This window comes from Streptomyces sp. SID12501 (assembly GCF_010550245.1).
In the GTDB taxonomy this organism is placed as follows: Bacteria; Actinomycetota; Actinomycetes; order Streptomycetales; family Streptomycetaceae; genus Streptomyces.
In genome coordinates this window covers 42,937-59,643 of the sequence record NZ_JAAGLU010000045.1, presented here as the reverse complement: position 1 = coordinate 59,643, position 16,707 = coordinate 42,937, and the positions used below count along the sequence as shown (strand labels likewise).

The 16,707-nt window shown below is 70.6% G+C and carries 20 protein-coding genes and 1 tRNA gene; 14 read left to right on the top strand and 7 right to left on the bottom strand.

Annotated features, from left to right (window positions below; translation table 11 throughout):
• Positions 1-89 precede the first annotated feature (89 nt).
• A tRNA-Met gene (locus G3I71_RS38920) sits at positions 90-163 on the top strand.
• 57 nt (positions 164-220) lie between these two features.
• Here G3I71_RS38920 and G3I71_RS38915 read toward each other — a convergent pair.
• Together G3I71_RS38915 and hisN are read right to left on the bottom strand one after the other, a co-directional pair.
• The gene (locus tag G3I71_RS38915) at positions 221-613 is read right to left on the bottom strand and encodes a cyclic nucleotide-binding/CBS domain-containing protein (protein WP_164322550.1); all 393 of its coding nucleotides are present in this window, start codon (positions 611-613) and stop codon (positions 221-223) included.
• 176 nt (positions 614-789) lie between these two features.
• On the bottom strand, positions 790-1,590 hold the full coding sequence (hisN, locus tag G3I71_RS38910; protein ID WP_164322548.1) for a histidinol-phosphatase: 801 nt from the start codon (positions 1,588-1,590) through the stop codon (positions 790-792).
• Between the two features lie 217 nt (positions 1,591-1,807).
• On the opposite strand from hisN, the gene G3I71_RS38905 reads away from it, so the two are divergent.
• The gene (locus G3I71_RS38905) at positions 1,808-2,437 is read left to right on the top strand and encodes a TetR/AcrR family transcriptional regulator (protein WP_164322586.1); all 630 of its coding nucleotides are present in this window, start codon (positions 1,808-1,810) and stop codon (positions 2,435-2,437) included.
• Positions 2,438-2,464: 27 nt separating this feature from the next.
• Here the strand turns inward: G3I71_RS38905 and G3I71_RS38900 are convergent, their stop codons facing one another.
• The 4 genes from G3I71_RS38900 to G3I71_RS38885 all read right to left on the bottom strand — a co-directional run bounded on the left by G3I71_RS38900 (position 2,465) and on the right by G3I71_RS38885 (position 6,138).
• Positions 2,465-2,788, bottom strand: coding sequence for a multidrug efflux SMR transporter (locus G3I71_RS38900; protein ID WP_164322546.1), 324 nt, complete (start codon positions 2,786-2,788; stop codon positions 2,465-2,467).
• A gap of 131 nt (positions 2,789-2,919) precedes the next feature.
• Positions 2,920-3,930 (bottom strand): ribosome small subunit-dependent GTPase A, encoded by a 1,011-nt coding sequence (gene rsgA, locus G3I71_RS38895; protein WP_164322544.1) that lies wholly within the window; start codon positions 3,928-3,930, stop codon positions 2,920-2,922.
• A gap of 16 nt (positions 3,931-3,946) precedes the next feature.
• Positions 3,947-5,293: a 3-phosphoshikimate 1-carboxyvinyltransferase gene (gene aroA, locus G3I71_RS38890; protein WP_164322542.1), complete on the bottom strand. Its 1,347-nt coding sequence runs from the start codon at positions 5,291-5,293 to the stop codon at positions 3,947-3,949.
• Between the two features lie 122 nt (positions 5,294-5,415).
• Positions 5,416-6,138, bottom strand: coding sequence for a M50 family metallopeptidase (locus G3I71_RS38885; protein ID WP_164322540.1), 723 nt, complete (start codon positions 6,136-6,138; stop codon positions 5,416-5,418).
• A 50-nt stretch (positions 6,139-6,188) separates the two neighbouring features.
• Here G3I71_RS38885 and G3I71_RS38880 point away from each other — a divergent pair, with 50 nt between their 5' ends.
• The 4 genes from G3I71_RS38880 (at position 6,189) to rsrA (ending at position 8,924) form a co-directional block, all read left to right on the top strand.
• A complete protein-coding gene (locus G3I71_RS38880; RefSeq protein ID WP_164322538.1) occupies positions 6,189-7,004 on the top strand; it encodes an SOS response-associated peptidase in 816 nt (271 codons plus the stop codon).
• Positions 7,005-7,020: 16 nt separating this feature from the next.
• Positions 7,021-7,698 carry an alpha/beta family hydrolase gene (locus G3I71_RS38875; RefSeq protein ID WP_164322584.1) on the top strand — a complete coding sequence of 226 codons (678 nt, stop codon included), beginning with the start codon at positions 7,021-7,023 and terminating at the stop codon, positions 7,696-7,698.
• A 255-nt stretch (positions 7,699-7,953) separates the two neighbouring features.
• Positions 7,954-8,634, top strand: coding sequence for an RNA polymerase sigma factor SigR (sigR, locus tag G3I71_RS38870; protein ID WP_055524911.1), 681 nt, complete (start codon positions 7,954-7,956; stop codon positions 8,632-8,634).
• Positions 8,631-8,924 carry a mycothiol system anti-sigma-R factor gene (rsrA, locus tag G3I71_RS38865; protein ID WP_053744538.1) on the top strand — a complete coding sequence of 98 codons (294 nt, stop codon included), beginning with the start codon at positions 8,631-8,633 and terminating at the stop codon, positions 8,922-8,924. Before sigR ends, rsrA begins: the two co-directional genes overlap by 4 nt.
• Positions 8,925-9,028: 104 nt before the next feature.
• On the opposite strand, the gene G3I71_RS38860 is transcribed toward rsrA, so the two are convergent.
• Entirely contained in the window at positions 9,029-9,394 is a 366-nt protein-coding gene (locus G3I71_RS38860; RefSeq protein WP_164322534.1) for a hypothetical protein, read from the bottom strand.
• A gap of 162 nt (positions 9,395-9,556) precedes the next feature.
• On the opposite strand from G3I71_RS38860, the gene G3I71_RS38855 reads away from it, so the two are divergent.
• The 8 genes from G3I71_RS38855 to def all read left to right on the top strand — a co-directional run bounded on the left by G3I71_RS38855 (position 9,557) and on the right by def (position 16,533).
• Positions 9,557-9,922, top strand: coding sequence for a hypothetical protein (locus tag G3I71_RS38855; RefSeq protein WP_239149597.1), 366 nt, complete (start codon positions 9,557-9,559; stop codon positions 9,920-9,922).
• Positions 9,923-10,019: 97 nt separating this feature from the next.
• A complete protein-coding gene (locus G3I71_RS38850) occupies positions 10,020-10,835 on the top strand; it encodes a hypothetical protein (RefSeq protein WP_164322532.1) in 816 nt (271 codons plus the stop codon).
• 122 nt (positions 10,836-10,957) lie between these two features.
• Positions 10,958-11,122, top strand: a complete 165-nt coding sequence (locus tag G3I71_RS38845) for a hypothetical protein (protein WP_164322467.1) — start codon at positions 10,958-10,960, stop codon at positions 11,120-11,122.
• Between the two features lie 18 nt (positions 11,123-11,140).
• The gene (locus tag G3I71_RS38840) at positions 11,141-11,593 is read left to right on the top strand and encodes a roadblock/LC7 domain-containing protein (RefSeq protein WP_275409357.1); all 453 of its coding nucleotides are present in this window, start codon (positions 11,141-11,143) and stop codon (positions 11,591-11,593) included.
• Between the two features lie 246 nt (positions 11,594-11,839).
• A complete protein-coding gene (locus G3I71_RS38835; protein ID WP_239149596.1) occupies positions 11,840-13,345 on the top strand; it encodes an HD domain-containing phosphohydrolase in 1,506 nt (501 codons plus the stop codon).
• On the top strand, positions 13,342-14,568 hold the full coding sequence (locus G3I71_RS38830; RefSeq protein WP_164322528.1) for an HD-GYP domain-containing protein: 1,227 nt from the start codon (positions 13,342-13,344) through the stop codon (positions 14,566-14,568). Before G3I71_RS38835 ends, G3I71_RS38830 begins: the two co-directional genes overlap by 4 nt.
• A gap of 157 nt (positions 14,569-14,725) precedes the next feature.
• Positions 14,726-15,706, top strand: coding sequence for a hypothetical protein (locus G3I71_RS38825; protein WP_164322526.1), 981 nt, complete (start codon positions 14,726-14,728; stop codon positions 15,704-15,706).
• Positions 15,707-15,882: 176 nt separating this feature from the next.
• Complete coding sequence (gene def, locus G3I71_RS38820) at positions 15,883-16,533, top strand: peptide deformylase (protein ID WP_164322524.1); 651 nt, start codon at positions 15,883-15,885, stop codon at positions 16,531-16,533.
• Positions 16,534-16,707 lie beyond the last annotated feature (174 nt).

Below are 16,707 nucleotides of genomic sequence, written 5' to 3'. Positions count from 1 at the left end.
GTCCCATCCCTCCCAGAGAGGGGGAACCCAGACGGGCAGGAATCGATTTGCCTTCGTGGGTGGGGCTGACGTAACGTTGTGTTTACCGACGCGGGGTGGAGCAGCTCGGTAGCTCGCTGGGCTCATAACCCAGAGGTCGCAGGTTCAAATCCTGTCCCCGCTACTTGAGGCCGAGGGCCGAAGTCCGATACAGGACTTCGGCCCTCGGTGCGTTTCCCGTTCAGGCCGGCGCGTGCTGCCGTACCGGGGCCCAGCAGCGGATGATGTCGCGGACCGAGACGATGCCTGCGGGCTCGCCGCCGTCCAGGACGATGAGGTGGCGGAAGCCACCGTGGGCCATCGCGTGTGCGGCCTGCTCCAGGGTCCAGGAGGGCGTGGCGAAGACGACGTCGTTGGTGGTGTGGGCGTGGGCGCGTTCGGCGTCGGGGCTCTGGCCGCGGCCGACGGAGTTGAGGATGTCGCGTTCGGTGAGGATGCCGATGCCGCCGGCGTCCGGGTCGAGGACCACCGCCGCGCCGATACGCCGCGCGGCCATCAGCGCGGCGGCCTGGCGGAGTGTGTGATCGGGGCCGATGGTGAGGACCACGGTGCTCATGGCGTCACGTACGAGCATGGGGTGGAGCCACCTCCTAGAGAGTTCCCGCCCCAGTTCTGTGTCCTGTCCTCGCTGGCTTGTTCAGCGTTTCACAAGTTCACAAGTGGGGGGAGCTTCAGGGTGGCAGTTAAAGAGACGGTCAACAAGGGGGCGTGTACGGCTGTTACAGGGCGTGCGGGGATCAGGGGCAGGATCTAGTAGCGCTGGTTCAGGTAGCCCAGCATCTCGTCGTGCAGGTGGCCGTTCGACGCCGCGGCGTCTCCGCTGTGCGGGCCCGGGCGGCCGTCGAGGCCGGTGAACGTGCCGCCGGCCTCCGTGACGATGATCGCGTTGGCCGCCATGTCCCACAGGGACAGCTCCGGCTCCGCGCAGATGTCGATCGCGCCCTCGGCGACCAGCATGTACGGCCAGAAGTCGCCGTACGCGCGCGTGCGCCACACCTCGCGGGTCAGGTCGAGGAAGCCGCCCAGCACACCGCGGTCCTCCCAGCCGGTGAGCGACGAGTACGCGAACGACGCGTCCGTCATCTTCGAGACGTTCGAGACGCGCAGCCGGGACGACGAGGAGAGGCTGCGGCCGGTGAACGCGCCGTGGCCCTTCGCCGCCCACCAGCGGCGGCCCAGGGCGGGAGCGGAGACCAGGCCGACCACCGGCTGGAAGCCGCCCGGGCCCGCCTCCATCAGGGAGATCAGCGTGGCCCAGACGGGCACCCCGCGGACGTAGTTCTTGGTGCCGTCGATCGGGTCGATCACCCAGCGGCGGGGGCCGGTGCCCTCGGTGCCGTACTCCTCGCCGATGATCGCGTCGCGCGGGCGGGCCCGCTGCAACTGGCCCCGCATCAAATCCTCGGCCGATTTGTCCGCCTCGCTGACCGGCGTCATGTCCGGCTTGGTCTCGACCTTGAGGTCGAGTGCCTTGAACCGGGCCATCGTCGTGGCATCGGCAGCGTCCGCGAGGACGTGGGCAAGGCGCAGGTCATCGAGATAGTCGGGCATAGGCGAACCGTATCTTTCGCGGCTGCCGCCGGGCTACAGGGGGCAGTGGGCGGGATGGCCCGCAGCTGTCCGGCGCTGTCGGCTTTCCTGACGCTGCCGGCTCTGGACGGGGTGCGAATGTCGATACGCGCCCCCTGGCGCTGTCGCGAACCCTTGACAGTGACTCCGTGCGAGTCAAACCTGGGGCCCGGAGCCGCTCGCCCCTGGGAGGCGAATGATGCCTGCAGCGCGGGATTCCTTGCTGGATGCCGCTTACACGGCGCTCGCGCGTCGTCCGTGGTCCACGGTACGCATGGTCGACGTCGCGGCGGCGGCCGGAGTGTCTCGGCAGACGCTGTACAACGAGTTCGGCAGCAAGGAAGGGCTCGCCCGGGCTCTCGTCCGCAGAGAGGCCGACGCCTACCTCGCGGGCGTCGAGCGGGCGTTGACCGGGCCCGCCGACCCCGGTGCCGGTGCGCGGGAGCGGCTCACCACGGCCGCCGAGTGGACCGCGTCGGCCGCCCGCGACAACGTGCTCGTGCGGGCCCTGCTGACCGGCTGCTGGAGTGAACGGCTGCCCTCGCCGACGCTTTCCGCCGTGCCGTCCTCCGCCGCGGTGCCCGCGCAGCGACGGGCCGACGGGCCGCTGCCCTCGCCCGGCGACTTCGTGGCGCTCGTCCGGGACCGTGCCGTGACCGTGCTGTCCGGCGCCGGCGCGGCCAAGTCGGACGTGGCCGAGATGTCCCGTACCTGCGAACTGGCCGTCCGGCTCGCCCTGTCCTGCGTCGCCGCGCCCCCGGGGGAGGGTGGTGTCGCCGACCTCGTGCGGAGTGTGTTGCAGCCCTCGGAGGCCGCCGTGTGGAACTGAGGGGGCGGGGAGTCCCGTCCGGTGCGGCTAGTGCGACGAGCCCGACAGCTGCAGGCCGATCACGCCGATGATGACCAGGCTGATCGAGACGATCTTCAGGACGGACACCAGGTCGTCGAGGAAGATCATTCCGTAGATCGCGGTGCCCGCGGCGCCGATGCCGGTCCAGACCGCGTACGCCGGGCCCACGTCGAGCTTTTTCAGGGAGAGGGTCAGCAGGCCGAAGCTGCCGAGGGCGAAGACGCAGAACGCGACCGTCGGCCAGAGGCGGGTGAAGCCGTGGGACAGCTTCAGGCAGACGGCGAAGCCGACTTCCAGGAGTCCCGCCACAACGACCAGCAGCCACGCCATGTCTTGTCCTCCCGTGTGCCGCTTCGACTGCTTCGTCCGCTGTGCCTGATGCGTCTGTTACGTCATGCTCGGATTCGGCTCGGTGCGATTATGCACTTACCGTCCGCCGCCCCGGCCAAACAACGCGGAGGTCAGTCGCCTTCCGTCCGTTCCCTTGTCGACAGCAGCCGGCGCAGGGAGTACAGCCGCGCCGGATCGGCGTGCCCCTTCTCCACCCACTCGTCCAGCGCGCAGTCGGGCTCGTCGTGACTGCACGCGCGCGGGCAGCCTTCCGTACCCGGTTCCAGGTCGGGGAATGCATGGATCACGAGGGACGGGTCGACATGGTGCAGCCCGAACGAACGTACGCCCGGGGTGTCGACCACCCAGCCCGCGTCGCCCGAGAGGGGGAGGGCCAGGGCGGAGGTGGTGGTGTGGCGGCCGCGGCCCGTCACCGCGTTGACGATGCCCGTCGAACGCCGTTGGCCGCTCGACACCAGGGCGTTGACCAGGGTCGTCTTGCCGACGCCGGAGTGGCCGACGAACGCCGTGATCTTGCCGTCCAGTTGCTCGCGTACGCGGGCCACGGCGGCCCCGCTCTCCAGCTCCTGGCGGCTCGTGACGACGTACGGGATGTCCAGGGCGCCGTACAGCTCCAGGAGCTTGTCGGGCGGGGCGAGGTCCGACTTGGTCAGGACCAGGAGCGGGGTCAGGCCGCCGGCGTACGCCGCCACCAGGCAGCGGTCGATCAGGCGGGGGCGGGGTTCGGGGTCGGCCAGCGCCGTCACGATGGCGAGCTGGTCGGCGTTGGCCACGACCACGCGCTCGTAGGGGTCGTCGTCGTCCGCCGTGCGGCGCAGGAGCGAGGTGCGCGCCGCGATGCGGACGATGCGGGCCAGCGTGTCCTTCTTGCCGGAGAGGTCGCCGATGACGGACACGTGGTCGCCGACCACCGCGGCCTTGCGGCCCAGTTCGCGGGCCTTCATCGCCATGACGATCCGGTCGTCGACCAGGACGGTCAGCCGGCCCCGGTCGACGGTGAGGACCATGCCGTCGGCCGCGTCCTCGTGCTTCGGGCGGATGTTCGTACGGGGTCGGTTGCCCTTGGGGTTCGGGCGGGAGCGGATGTCGTCCTCGTCGGTGTTCTTGCCGTAGCGGCGCATGATCCTGGTCCGCCCGTCAGTTCCCGAGCATTCCGGCCCACAGATCGGGGAAGTCCGGGAGGGTCTTCGCCGTCGTCGCCACGTTCTCGATCCGTACGTCCTTCACCGCCAGGCCGATGATCGCGCCGGCTGTCGCCATGCGGTGGTCCTCGTACGTGTGGAAGGTGCCGCCGTGCAGGGGGCGCGGGCGGATGTGCAGGCCGTCGGCCGTCTCGGTCACGTCGCCGCCGAGTTCGTTGATCTCCTTGGTCAGGGCCGCCAGGCGGTCCGTTTCGTGGAGGCGCAGATGGGCCACCCCGGTGAGGGTGGAGGGGGAGTCCGCGAGGGCCGCGACCGCCGCGATGCCCGGAGTCAGCTCGCCGACCTCGCTCAGGTCCACGTCGATGCCGTGGATCGACCCGGAGCCCGTGAACTCCAGCCCGTACTCGGTGAGTTCGCAGGAGCCGCCCATCTCCGTGAAGATCTCGCGGAGCCGGTCGCCGGGCTGCGTGGTGCGGGCCGGCCAGTCGGGGATCGTCACCTTGCCGCCGGTCACCAGGGCCGCCGCCAGGAAGGGCTGGGCGTTGGAGAGGTCCGGCTCGACGGTGAGGTCCCGGCCGAGCAGCGCGCCCGGCGTGACCCGCCAGACGTTCGGCTCGCCGCCCGACTCAGGGGTGTCCACCTGGGCGCCGACCGCGCGCAGCATGTCGACGGTCATCCGGATGTGGGGGAGCGAGGGCAGGGTCGCGCCGGTGTGGCGGACCTCGACACCCTGGTTGAAGCGCGGGGCGGAGAGCAGCAGGGCGCTCACGAACTGCGACGACGAGGACGCGTCGATCGACACCGGGCCGCCGTCCAGGGCGCCGCTGCCGTGCACCGTCAGGGGGAGCGCGCCGCGGCTGTCGTCGTCGATGCGGGCGCCGAGGGCGCGCAGGCCGTCGATCACGCCGTGGAGCGGACGCTCGTACGAACGCGGGTCGCCGTCGAAGCGGATGGGGCCGTCGGCGAGGGCGGCGACCGGGGGCAGGAAGCGCATCACCGTGCCCGCGTTGCCGACGTCGACCGTGGCGGGTCCCTGCAGGCCGGAGGGGATCACGCGCCAGGCCTCGCCGGAGCCGGAACCGTCGGGGGCCCCCGCGACGGACGAACTCGATGACACCGTCTCCTCGATGCCGACGCCCATCGTCCGCAGGGCGCCGGCCATCAGCAGGGTGTCCCGCGACCGGAGGGGGCGGCGCAGCCAGCCGGGCTCCGAGGCGAGGGCGGCGAGGATGAGGGCGCGGTTGGTGACGGACTTGGACCCGGGCACGTGGACCGTCGCGTCGACGGCTCCGCTCGCGTGCGGGGCGGGCCAGAGGGCGGGGTCTGCGGGGTTCGGGGCCATAGGTTTAGTTTAGTGGGCGGCCGTTATTCGGGTGCGGCGCCGTTGTGGCTGGTCGAGCCCCGCGGCGGAGCCGCTGATAGACACAGCCCCGCGCCCCTGAGACGACGCCCCTGCGGGGCGCGTCATACCTCCAGCAGCCAGCGCCCCCCGCCTATCAGTGAGCACAGGCTCACCGCGTGGAACAGGAACAGCCACAGCCCCGCCGGTACATGCGTGAGCCGTGACAACTGGTCCGCGTCCGAGTCGCCCGCCCCGCCCCTGCGGCGCTTGGCCTGGAGTTCGAAGGCCGGGCGGACTCCGCCCAGGAGCAGGAACCACACCACCGCGTAGGCGAACGCCGCCTGGATCTGGGGGCCGGCGAGCCAGGACACCGCCACGAAGGTGCCGCCGGAGACGAACACCGTGAGGGCACCGTACGCGTTGCGGATCATGACCAGCATCGCCAGCAGCAACGCCGTGGCCAGCCACAGGAGGGCCGTGATGTGGCCGGCGGCGAGGAGCGCGGCGCCGCCGAGGCCCAGCAGCGGGGGAGCGGTGTAGCCGAAGGCGGCCGTAAGGATCATGCCCAGGCCGTGCGGCTTGCCCCGGCTGACCGTGAGGCCACTGGTGTCGGAGTGCAGGCGGATGCCGGTGAGGGTGCGGCCGGTCAGCAGCGCGACCAGACCGTGGCCGCCCTCGTGCGCGATGGTGATCGCGTTGCGGGAGAGGCGCCACAGCGGATGCGGGATGATCACGGCGAGCGCGACCACCATGGTCGCGATCACCACCCACAGGTCGGGGTCGGGCTGGCTGCCGAATATCTCGTCCCAGAGGCCGGCCAGCGAGGTGGATGCGGTGCTGTCCATTGTCTGCGGAGGCTCCCTAGCGTCGCTTCGAATCTGGCAGTCTGGCACGTATGTGCGGTAGGTATGCAGCGAGTCGTGCGCCTGAGGATCTCGCAGGAATCTTTGAGGTCGACAAGTGGGAGCCCGAGGAGACACTCGCCCCTGACTACAACGTGGCCCCGACCAAAGAGGTCTACGCGGTCCTCGACCGTCCTCTCAAGGACGCCGAGGATCCGGATCCGGTTCGGCAGCTGCGGAAGTTGAAATGGGGGCTCGTCCCGTCCTGGGCCAAGACGCCCGAGGGCAGCGCCCGGATGATCAACGCGCGCGCGGAGACGGTCCACGAGAAGCCCTCGTTCCGACGTGCCTTCACCACCCGGCGCTGCATCCTGCCCGCCGACGGCTACTACGAGTGGGTCACCGCGACCGGCGAGCGCGAGCTGGAGGTCGAGGGGAAGAAGAAGCGTCCGCGAAAGCAGCCGTACTTCGTGACGCCCGCCGACGGGTCGGTCTTCGCGATGGCCGGCCTGTACGAGTTCTGGCGGGACCGGACGCTGCCCGACGACCATCCGCTGGCCTGGTGGGTGACCTGCTCGGTCATCACCACCGAGGCCGAGACCACCCCGCTCGTCGGCGCCCCCGCCGAGGGCCCGGGCGCCCTGGCCGACATCCACCCCCGGATGCCCTTGATGCTCACCCCGGACCACTGGGACGCCTGGCTCGACCCGGCCCGTACCGACGTGGACGACCTGCGCGGGCTGCTCGCGCCACCGCCGACCGGCCTGCTGCGGGCGTTCCCCGTCTCCACGGCGGTGAGCAACGTCCGCAACAACGGAGCGGAGCTGCTGACCGAGCTGGAGGGGCCCGAGGAGGGCACACTCTTCTGATGTGAGCACCCAGAACATCCAGAACACCCAGAGCGCCGAGAACAGCACTGAGAAGAGCTCCGAGAACAGCACGGAGACCGTCGAGACCGACGTGGGCACTGCCCGCATCACCTGGTGTCCGGCCGCCAAGGCCCGGTTCGTGCTCGCCGTCGGTCATGGCGCCGGCGGGGGTATCGAGGCGCGGGATCTCCAGGCGCTCGCCGGGGAGCTGCCCGCGCACGGTGTCACCGTGGCGCTCGTCGAGCAGCCCTGGCGGGTGGCCGGGAAGAAGATGGCGCCCGCGCCGAAGACGCTGGACGCGGGGTGGCGGGGAATCTGGCCCGCGCTCGCGAAGCCCGGGCTGCCGGTGATCGCGGGCGGACGCAGTGCCGGGGCCCGCGTGGCCTGTCGTACGGCCGGAGAACTGGGCGCCGTGGCCGTGCTCGCGCTCTCCTTCCCGCTGCATCCTCCCGGCAGGCCCGAGAGGTCGCGGGCCGCCGAACTGCTCGGGGCTGGGGTGCCCGTCCTTGTGGTCCAGGGCGGCAACGATCCGTTCGGGAAACCGGCCGAGTTCCCGCCGGGGGAGCACGAGTTGGTGGAGGTTCCGTACGGCGATCATGGTTTCGCCGTGCCGAAACGGGCACCCATGGGGCAGGAGGAGGCGGTGGCGGTGATCACCGGGCGGGTCGTGTCGTGGACCGCGTCACTCGGGTGAGGGCCGGGAATGCCGGGCGGCGGACCACTGTTGTGCGAATCAGACACCACGAGCGTGGGGTGACCGTTCGTACGAGAGGAAGTCCGCCGCATGGGTTCGACCATCTGCCCGAATCGCCGCAGCAGCGCTGACCTGGACTGGACGGTGCTGCACGCGTCGAAGACCGCCCCTATTCGGGCGGCGGGCGGACACGATGTTCGTCTATCCTCCGATTCGAGTGGGATCGGTTTCGGTCTCACCACGGCACTGGAGGAGGTGGGTCCGGTCACTGGGACCGACGCAGGGACCGAACACGGCCAGGCGGAGCAGCCCGAGGGTCCGGGCAGGAGTGAGTCGACCGCCGAGCGCAGTGCGCGCTTCGAGCGGGACGCGCTCGAATTCCTCGACCAGATGTACTCCGCCGCGCTGCGCATGACACGCAACCCGGCCGACGCCGAGGACCTGGTGCAGGAGACGTACGCCAAGGCGTACGCGTCCTTCCACCAGTTCCGTGAGGGCACCAACCTCAAGGCGTGGCTGTACCGGATTCTCACGAACACGTTCATCAACTCGTACCGCAAGAAGCAGCGCGAGCCCCAGCGCAGCGCCGCCGAGGAGATCGAGGACTGGCAGCTCGCGCGTGCCGAGTCGCACATGTCGACCGGTCTGCGCTCCGCCGAGTCGCAGGCGCTCGACCACCTGCCCGACTCGGACGTCAAGGAAGCGCTGCAGGCGATCCCTGAGGAATTCCGGATCGCGGTGTATCTCGCGGACGTAGAGGGCTTTGCGTACAAGGAGATCGCGGACATCATGGGGACACCCATCGGCACGGTGATGTCCCGGCTGCACCGCGGTCGCCGTCAGCTGCGCGGCATGCTGGAGGACTACGCCCGCGACCGTGGCCTGGTCCCGGCCGGTGCAGGAGAGTCGAACGAAGCGAAAGGCTCGGGCTCATGAGCTGCGGAGAGCCGCACGAGACGGACTGCAGTGAAGTACTCGATCATCTCTACGAGTTCCTCGACCGGGAGATGCCGGACTCGGACTGCACCAAGTTCGAGGTCCACTTCGAGGAGTGCTCTCCGTGCCTGGAGAAGTACGGGCTCGAACAGGCGGTGAAGAAGCTTGTCAAGCGCTGCTGCGGTCAGGACGACGTGCCGACCGACCTGCGTGCCAAGGTCATGGGGCGGCTCGACATGATCCGCTCCGGGCAGGTCGTGCCCGACCACGACGTGGCTGCCGAGAGCTGACAGCAGACAGCAGACACCGCCGGACGTCGTCGGCCCCGCCAAGGCGGGGCCGATCGTCGTTTTCGTGCCTGTGCCTGTCTGTGTCTGGACTTCGGAGGTGGACCTCAGACGTCCAGGCCGTTCTCGATCCTCTTCAGGCTGTGGCGGGCCAGCGCCAGGTTGCTGCGCGACCGGTCCAGCGCGATGTACAGGAAGAGCGCGCCCTTGCTGCTGGCAAGCGGGCGGATCAGGTGGTACTGCTTGCCCAGCGTGATGAGGATGTCCTCGATGCTGTCGTTCATGTCCAGCGAGGCCAGTGTGCGCATCTTCGCCCGTACGACCTCGGTGTTGCCCGCCGCCGCGAGCTCCAGGTCGAGGCCCGGGCCACCGCCGAGTGTGCCGAGTGACATACCGCTGTCGTAGTCGACGAGCGCCACGCCGAGCGCCCCGTCCACGGTCATGGCTTCCTTGAGCGCTGTCTCGATGTTCATTCTGGTGCCCCAATTCCTCAGTGATGCTGACCGGTCGCAGTCCGTGCAACTACGATCGAACTCGAACGACCTGCGGGTCGTAAAACATCAACTTTGGTGTGCGTTACGAAAGTTGCGCTCAAAGTACTGTGCAGCGGTCGTACGCGAAGGGGGAATGGCGAAATGTCGACGGCAGTTGAGGCTTCGCTGGCCCGGTTCCTCGACTCCCCCGGCGTCACCGGTGTCGCCCTCGTCGACGCCGTCACCGGCCTCACCTACGGAGTGGCGGGAGACACCGCCGAGGCCGGGGACGGCCCGGAGAGCTCCGAGTTCGCCGCCCTCGTCGCCGAACGGCTGGGCCGGGCGGGCGCCGAGGGCGAGTTGGAGAGCGTCGTCACGACCAGCGTGCGACGCCACCAGGTCCTGGTCACGGTCGGCCGCCCGGCCGGCGACCCGCTGCTGCTGACGGCCGGACTCGACCGGGAACGGGCCAACCTCGCACTCGCCGCGCGCAGCATGGGTGACCTGGCCGACGAGGTGCTGGCGTGACGGGCCCGAGCGGTATGGCCGGCCCTGCCGACCCCACCTGTGCGACCCGTACGACCCGTACGACCCGTACGACCCGTACGAGAGTGCGGGTGAGTGCATGAACGCATCCGCCGCCCGCAATCTGCCCGCGCTGCTGCTGGCGCTGCGCGAGGAGGGGGTCAGCGGCACGGTACGGGTCGCGGGCGCCCCGGGTGGCACGCTCCACCTGCGCGACGGCCTGGTGGGCGCGATCGAGACACCGGGTGCGCCGACCGCCACCTCGGTACTGCTGACCTCGGGCCGGATCGGCGACGAGGACTGGCTCGCCGCGTGCGCCGCACAGCGCGACGCGGACCTGCTCGGTGAACGCCTGGTCGCCGACGGGCTGTTGGGCGCCGCCGAGCTCGAAGTCGTCTGCACGGCCGCCGTGTTCGACGGGGCCTTCGCGCTGTCACTGGGCGCGCCGGGCAGTTGGGAACTGAGCGACCCGGAGCCGACGCTCCTCGCCCGACCGGGCGTGGAGCCGAGGCAGTTGACCGACGAGACGACACGGCGCATCGCGCTGCTCATCCGCCTCTGGGGACCTCCGGGCGAACTGGCCCGGGTGCGCCCCGTACCCGGTGTGGGTGTCGTGGAAGGGCCGCTGTCCCGTCGGCACGAGGACATTCTGAACCAGGTCAACGGGCGCCGTACGGCCCGGGACATCGCCTTCGCGCTGGGGCGCGGGCTGTACGCCGTGATGCTGGACCTGATCCGCATGCGGACACTCGGGTTCCTCCGGTGGGAGAACCCGACCGTCCCCGGCGGTCGGCCCAGCACGGCGCCGCGTGTCACCCCTGGCCGTACGCCGGCCGTCGGCCCGCCGCCGGCGCCGTCGAGAACCGAGCCGCTGCCGAGGCGCATGCCCCGTGGCGGAGAGAAAGGGGGGAAGTGAGTGCGGACGATGGAAGAGATGGCCCAAGCACCGACCGAAGTGCTGACCCAAGCACCGACCGAAGCGCTGACGGAAACGATGAGGGACACGAAGAGGGACGCGCGGACCACGACGACCCGGGTGTGAGCACGCCCCCTCTGCCCGTACGGAAGCCGCTTCCCGTACGGGGTGCGGCGAACCCTGCCCTGCTGGGCCCCTCGGCCGAAGAACTGGCCGCCGACCAACCCTCTGTCGAGACGCTGCGGCGGGTCCGCCATGCGTTGGGTGCTCTTCCTGAGCCTGACTGACCGCAAGGAGTACGTCCCATGGGTCCCCTGAGCCCTCCGAGCCCTCTCAGCGACAATCCCCAGCCTCCCCAGCCTCCCCAGCCTCCCCAATCTCCCCAGTCCTCACAGTTGACCGACATCCTGATCTCGTTGCGGGACCGGGTGATGGGAGTCTCCGAGAGCGTTCTGTCCACGGTGGACGGCCTTCTCGTCGTGGCCGACGCGGACACCGTGCACCCCGAGTCGGTGGCGGCGCTCGCCGCCGCGACGCTCGGGGTGAGCCGCCGTATCGCCGAGCAGGCGAAGATCGGCGCCCTGCGCGAGGTGGTCGCCAGGTGCGGCTCCGGGCATGTCATCGTGCTGGCCGTCGGTGAACGCGCGCTGCTCACCGTCATGGGCGACGACGGGCTGGACATCGCCGCGTTCCAGCGTGAATCCCCCGCCACGATCGAGGAGTTGGCCAAGGTACTGGCCGCGGATGTGGCGTGCTGAGCCGACATGCTCAGCCGATGTACTGAGCCGATGTACTGAGCCGATGTACTGAATCGATGTATTGGGCCGATATGTCGACGGCTCACTCGAACGGGCTAATCTTCGGCTTCTGAGGCCTGAGATTCGGTCAATGCCTCCGTACGGCCGCCGTCGGCCGACCTATCCTCCATGTCCCGGAGCCTGAACAGGCTTGTGCCGAACGTCAGCCCGGCCGGCCCTGGTCCGGGACACGGGGGAGGGAGCGCCATGCGGTCGATCACGCCGTGGGCGCGTGTCTACGTCATCGCCGTCGCCGCGGGGGCCGTTCTCTGCGCGGCGCCCGTCCGGTCCGCGCACGCCCCCTGGGGTGCCGTTGCGCTGTTCGCCGCGCTGTGCGCCGCGTGCGAGCAGCTCGCGGTCGGCCGGTTCGGCGGGGGCCGGGAGTACGAGGGTCCGGGCGCCGCCGGTCCCGGGGGCGGCGGGCCGCCCCGGTGGCACACGCCCGTCCTGCTCGCCGCTGCCTTCCTGCTGCCGCCCGCGGCTGCCGCCCTGGTGCCGCTGCCGGGCGCGCTGCTGGTGCGGGGCGGTGAACGGACGCCCTGGACGCGCCGGCTCTGGCGGGCCGGACAGCTCGGGATCGGCGCCTGGACGGCTTCGCGGGTGCACTGGTCGCTCGGCGGACCGGACGCGGTCGTCTCCTCCTACTTTCCCTACGCCCTGGTCACCGCCGGGGTGGCCGTGGTCGCGTTCTGCCTGGTCTTGGCCCTCCTCGACGGCGGCATCCTGGCGCTCGCCGAACGGGTGCCGGTACGGCTGGCCTGGCGGGGGCTGTTCGTACGGTCCCTGGTGCCGGTCGGGGTGCACGGGCTCGCCGGGCTGATGATGGCCGTCCTGTGGCGAGGCCCGTACGGTCCCGTCGCCGCGCTGCTCGTGCTGCTGCCGATGTGGGTGTCGTGGTGGGTGTTCGCGCAGTACCACCGGGAACGGGCGGCGCACCAGGCGACGATCAGGGCGCTCGTACAGGCCGTCGACATCAAGGACGGGTACACGCGCGGGCACAGCGAGCGGGTCGGACAGGCGTCGATGATGATCGCGCGGGAACTGGGCATGGACGACGAGCGGGTGGAAGTCCTGCGCTTCGCCGGAATCCTGCACGACGTGGGCAAGCTGGGCGTCCCCACCCGGCTGCTGCGGAAGGACGGGCCGCTCACCCCGGAGGAGCGGCGCGTGATCGAGCTGCACCCGGAGTACGGGCACGAGATGGTCCGGGGGATCGGCTTCCTCGGGGAGGCCCGGTCGGCGATCCTGCACCATCACGAGCGGCTGGACGGGAGTGGGTACCCCTACGGGCTCGTCGGCAGCCAGATTCCGGAGTTCGCGCGTGTGGTCGCCGTCGCGGACGCGTTCGACGCGATGACGTCGACCCGGTCGTACAGCCGGGCCAGGCCGGTGCGGGTTGCTCTGGCGGAACTGGAAAGGTGCGCTGGGACGCAGTTCGATCCGGTGATGGTGCGGGCGTTGACGCGTGCTCTTGATCGGCGGGGTGGGTGGCATCCGGCGGTCACAGCTGACGGGGTCCAGTCCCGTCGTGATTACCCACCCACTCCGCCAGTTTCCAGTCGGACACCAACGCACCCCGACTCCGACTCCGGCTCCGGCTCCGCTCCCGATCCCGACTCCGGCTCCGATCCCGGACCCTGCCCCGATTCCGGCCCTGTTCCTGTTGCCGTTGCCGGGCAGGTTCGTAATGAGGGTGGGGGCGGGGTGACATGAGAACCAGCGTTCACCTCACCGCCGCTCTCCTCACCGTCCTCTCCCTCGGCCACACCCTCTGGTCCGGCCTCGACGGACGTGTCGTCGCGGTCTCCTTCGGGCTGCTTGTCGCGCTCGGGGAGCTGACCCGGTGGAGCGGGCCCGAGTCGCGGGAGGCGGCGCCGCTCGCCTCCGCCGCGGCGTTGTCGTACGCGCTGCTCGGCGAGGACGCGGGGCGGGCCACGCATCACGGCGCTCTCCAGGTCGTCGCCGTCGTCGTCGCGGCCACCCTCGTCGGCTGCGTGCCGCACGTCGCGCGCGGCCAGGGGCCGACCGCCGACCACCTCGCCCGCCGGGTGCTCACCGCCGGGTTCGCCGCCATCTGCTTCCAACCCCTCTACAACCAGGGCGTGTTCGAGGCCTGGGGTGGCCCCGCGTACGTCCTGCTGCTCGTCGCGCTGCTCGTGCTCACCGCACTCTGCGACGCCGTACTCGCCGCCGCGCTCGCCCACTCGCGCACCGGCTGGCCCTTCGGTCCGCTGCTGCGGGACGAGCTGCGGGCCATGCTGGGGATCGGGACCGCCGTGTGCGCCACCGGGGTGGTCATGGCGCTCGCCGTCGCCGTCGTCGGGCTCTGGGCGCTGCCCGTCTTCTCGCTGCCGCTGCTCCTCACGCAGCTCGCCTTCCGGCGGTACGCGGCCGTAAGGGCCACCTATCGGCAGACGATCGCCTCACTGGCCCGCGCCACCGAGATCGCCGGGTACACCCCGGCCGGGCACGCCCGTCGCGTCGCGGTGCTCAGCTGCGCGGTGGGGCGGGAGCTGGGGCTGTCCGAGGCGGAGCTCACCGTGCTGGAGTACGCGGCTCTCATGCACGACATCGGGCAGCTCAGCCTCGTCGACCCGGTACCGGCCGGGGCCACGGCCGTACTCCCCTTGGAGGAGCAGCGCCGGATCGCGCTGCTCGGCGGGGCCGTCGTACGGCAGACGGGGGTGGCCGCGGCGGTCGCCGTGGTCGTGGAGCTGCAGGCCGATCCGTACCGGGAGCAGCCGGTCTCCGCGCGCATCGTGCGGGCCGTCAACGCGTACGAGGAGAAGGTGCGGGACGCCGGAGCGGGCGGTCCGCTGCGGGCGCTGGAGGAGCTGCGGCTCGGCACCGGCCGGGACTATCACCCCGAGGTGGTGGAATCCCTCGCCCGGGTACTCGCCAGAAATGGCGGAGTCGTCCGGGAGCGCATCGGTTGAAGATGGTGGTGGGAGAGGGGCGCACGGTCTTACGCTGCCCTCGGTTGGGTAACCCATGGGTAATGAGCGCCCCTCCAGCGGTCCGTGGTTGGATGCGAGGGAGAGGCTGTACGGGGGCAGAAGCCGGCCCACTCCACGGCACTGGCAGGCGGGAATCGTGAGGATCTTCGGCAAGGGACGGCACCGGCCCTCCGCCTCATGGCGGCAGGCCACCGACCGCGCGTTCACGCTGATCGGTGACGGGCGGTACGAGGACGCGGGCGCGCTGCTGACACGTGCCGCCGATCTTGAGCCCTGGCTGTCCGAGTCCTGGTTCAACCTGGCCCTGCTGCACAAGTTCCGGCACGACTGGGAGCAGGCCCGCGCGGCCGGTCTCCGAGCCGTCGCACTGCTCGACCGGGAGACCGGGGCCCCCGATTGGTGGAACGTGGGCATCGCGGCCACCGCCCTCCAGGACTGGCCGCTGGCCCGGCGGGCCTGGCAGGCGTACGGGCTGCGGGTCCCCGGGGGCGCCACGGCCGCAGGTGAGCCCACCGGAATGGACCTGGGCAGCGCGGCCGTACGGCTGTCGCCGGAGGGCGAGGCCGAGGTCGTGTGGGGGCGGCGGCTGGACCCCGCCCGGATCGAGGTGCTGTCGATTCCGCTGCCGTCCTCCGGCCGGCGCTGGGGCGAGGTCGTGCTGCACGACGGGGTGCCCCATGGCGAGCGGACCACCGTGGCCGGGCACTCCTACCCCGTGTTCGACGAGATCGAGCTGTGGGCGCCCTCGCCCGTGCCCACCTGGGTGGTCCTCCTGGAGGCCGGCGCGGAGGAGGACCGGGACGCCCTGGAGCGGCTGGCGTCCGACGCGGGGTTCGCTGCCGAGGACTGGTCGTCGTCCGTTCGGCTGCTGTGCCGGATGTGCTCGGAGTCCCGGATGCCGTCCGACGAGGGTGACGGGGAGCATCTCGATCCGCACGATCACAGTGAGCCGGGGCATCCCGGGCCGCTGGGGCACCGTACGGACGGGCAGTTGTGGGCGCCGGAGCGGGAATGTGGCATCGCTGCCCCGGCAACTCTCGTACGAGGGTTGCTGGACGGGTGGGTCGCCGACAGTCCGGAGACTCGGGACTGGCGGGATCTCGAAGAGGTTTGTTAGGGCTTGTTGCCGGGTGCGGGTTCGTCGTGGCTTGTCGCGCCCGCGCGGCGGAGCCGCAAATTGACACAGCCCCGCGCCCCTGGGGGTGCCCCTGCGGGGCGGCCCCCGCAGGGGCACTGCCCGTACCCTGTATCAGCAACTCTCCCCCCGTTTGTTTGAGGAAGGCATCGTCGGTCATGGCGCAGCAGGACACCGATCAGCAGCACGTGGGCGTGCTTCCCGTGGACGACGAGGGCTTCGTCATCGACACCGAGGACGGCGAGGAGCGCGAGGCCGCCTGGCGTGAGCGCGGGACCTCGCGGCCCATCACGGTCGTCGGCAACCCGGTGCTGCACAAGGAGTGCCAGGACGTCACCGAGTTCGGCGCGGAACTGGACCAGCTCGTCGCGGACATGTTCGCCAGCCAGCGCACCGCCGAGGGCGTCGGCCTGGCGGCCAACCAGGTGGGCGTCGACCTGAAGGTCTTCATCTACGACTGCCCCGACGACGACGGTGCCCGGCACACCGGTGTCATCTGCAACCCGGTCCTCGTCGAGCTGCCCGCCGACCGGCGCCGGCTGGACGACAGCAACGAGGGCTGCCTCTCGGTGCCCACCGCGTACGCGCCGCTCGCCCGGCCCGACTACGCCGAGGTGACCGGGCAGGACGAGAAGGGCAATCCGATCAAGGTGCGCGGCACCGGTTACTTCGCGCGCTGTTTGCAGCACGAGACCGATCACCTGTACGGATATCTGTACATCGACCGGCTCTCCAAGCGCGAGCGCAAGGACGCGCTGCGGCAGATGGCCGAGAACGAGCCGCGGTATCCCGTGGTCGCGAACGACTGACAACTTCTGACAACGTCTGAGGCAGACGTAAACGCGAACGGCTCCTGCTCAGGATGATGCCCTGAGCAGGAGCCGTTCGCATGTCTGTCGTACGTTCGATCGAAACGTGGACTCAAGTGCGCCTGTAGTGATCCAGAACCAGTCAGGCAAGAGGTGAATCTCGGCAGCTTGGGG

Excerpts from the sequence above, each read along its gene's own strand:
- def (WP_164322524.1), top strand. The coding sequence starts at position 15,883 with ATGGCGCAGCAGGACACCGATCAGCAGCACGTGGGCGTGCTTCCCGTG.
- G3I71_RS38855 (WP_239149597.1), top strand. The coding sequence starts at position 9,557 with ATGTCGACGGCAGTTGAGGCTTCGCTGGCCCGGTTCCTCGACTCCCCC.
- rsrA (WP_053744538.1), top strand. The coding sequence starts at position 8,631 with ATGAGCTGCGGAGAGCCGCACGAGACGGACTGCAGTGAAGTACTCGAT.
- G3I71_RS38850 (WP_164322532.1), top strand. The coding sequence starts at position 10,020 with ATGAACGCATCCGCCGCCCGCAATCTGCCCGCGCTGCTGCTGGCGCTG.
- G3I71_RS38885 (WP_164322540.1), bottom strand. The coding sequence starts at position 6,138 with ATGGACAGCACCGCATCCACCTCGCTGGCCGGCCTCTGGGACGAGATA.
- G3I71_RS38830 (WP_164322528.1), top strand. The coding sequence starts at position 13,342 with ATGAGAACCAGCGTTCACCTCACCGCCGCTCTCCTCACCGTCCTCTCC.
- G3I71_RS38860 (WP_164322534.1), bottom strand. The coding sequence starts at position 9,394 with ATGAACATCGAGACAGCGCTCAAGGAAGCCATGACCGTGGACGGGGCG.
- G3I71_RS38905 (WP_164322586.1), top strand. The coding sequence starts at position 1,808 with ATGCCTGCAGCGCGGGATTCCTTGCTGGATGCCGCTTACACGGCGCTC.
- G3I71_RS38840 (WP_275409357.1), top strand. The coding sequence starts at position 11,141 with ATGGGTCCCCTGAGCCCTCCGAGCCCTCTCAGCGACAATCCCCAGCCT.
- G3I71_RS38915 (WP_164322550.1), bottom strand. The coding sequence starts at position 613 with ATGCTCGTACGTGACGCCATGAGCACCGTGGTCCTCACCATCGGCCCC.
- hisN (WP_164322548.1), bottom strand. The coding sequence starts at position 1,590 with ATGCCCGACTATCTCGATGACCTGCGCCTTGCCCACGTCCTCGCGGAC.
- G3I71_RS38880 (WP_164322538.1), top strand. The coding sequence starts at position 6,189 with ATGTGCGGTAGGTATGCAGCGAGTCGTGCGCCTGAGGATCTCGCAGGA.
- G3I71_RS38900 (WP_164322546.1), bottom strand. The coding sequence starts at position 2,788 with ATGGCGTGGCTGCTGGTCGTTGTGGCGGGACTCCTGGAAGTCGGCTTC.
- aroA (WP_164322542.1), bottom strand. The coding sequence starts at position 5,293 with ATGGCCCCGAACCCCGCAGACCCCGCCCTCTGGCCCGCCCCGCACGCG.
- G3I71_RS38835 (WP_239149596.1), top strand. The coding sequence starts at position 11,840 with ATGCGGTCGATCACGCCGTGGGCGCGTGTCTACGTCATCGCCGTCGCC.
- rsgA (WP_164322544.1), bottom strand. The coding sequence starts at position 3,930 with ATGCGCCGCTACGGCAAGAACACCGACGAGGACGACATCCGCTCCCGC.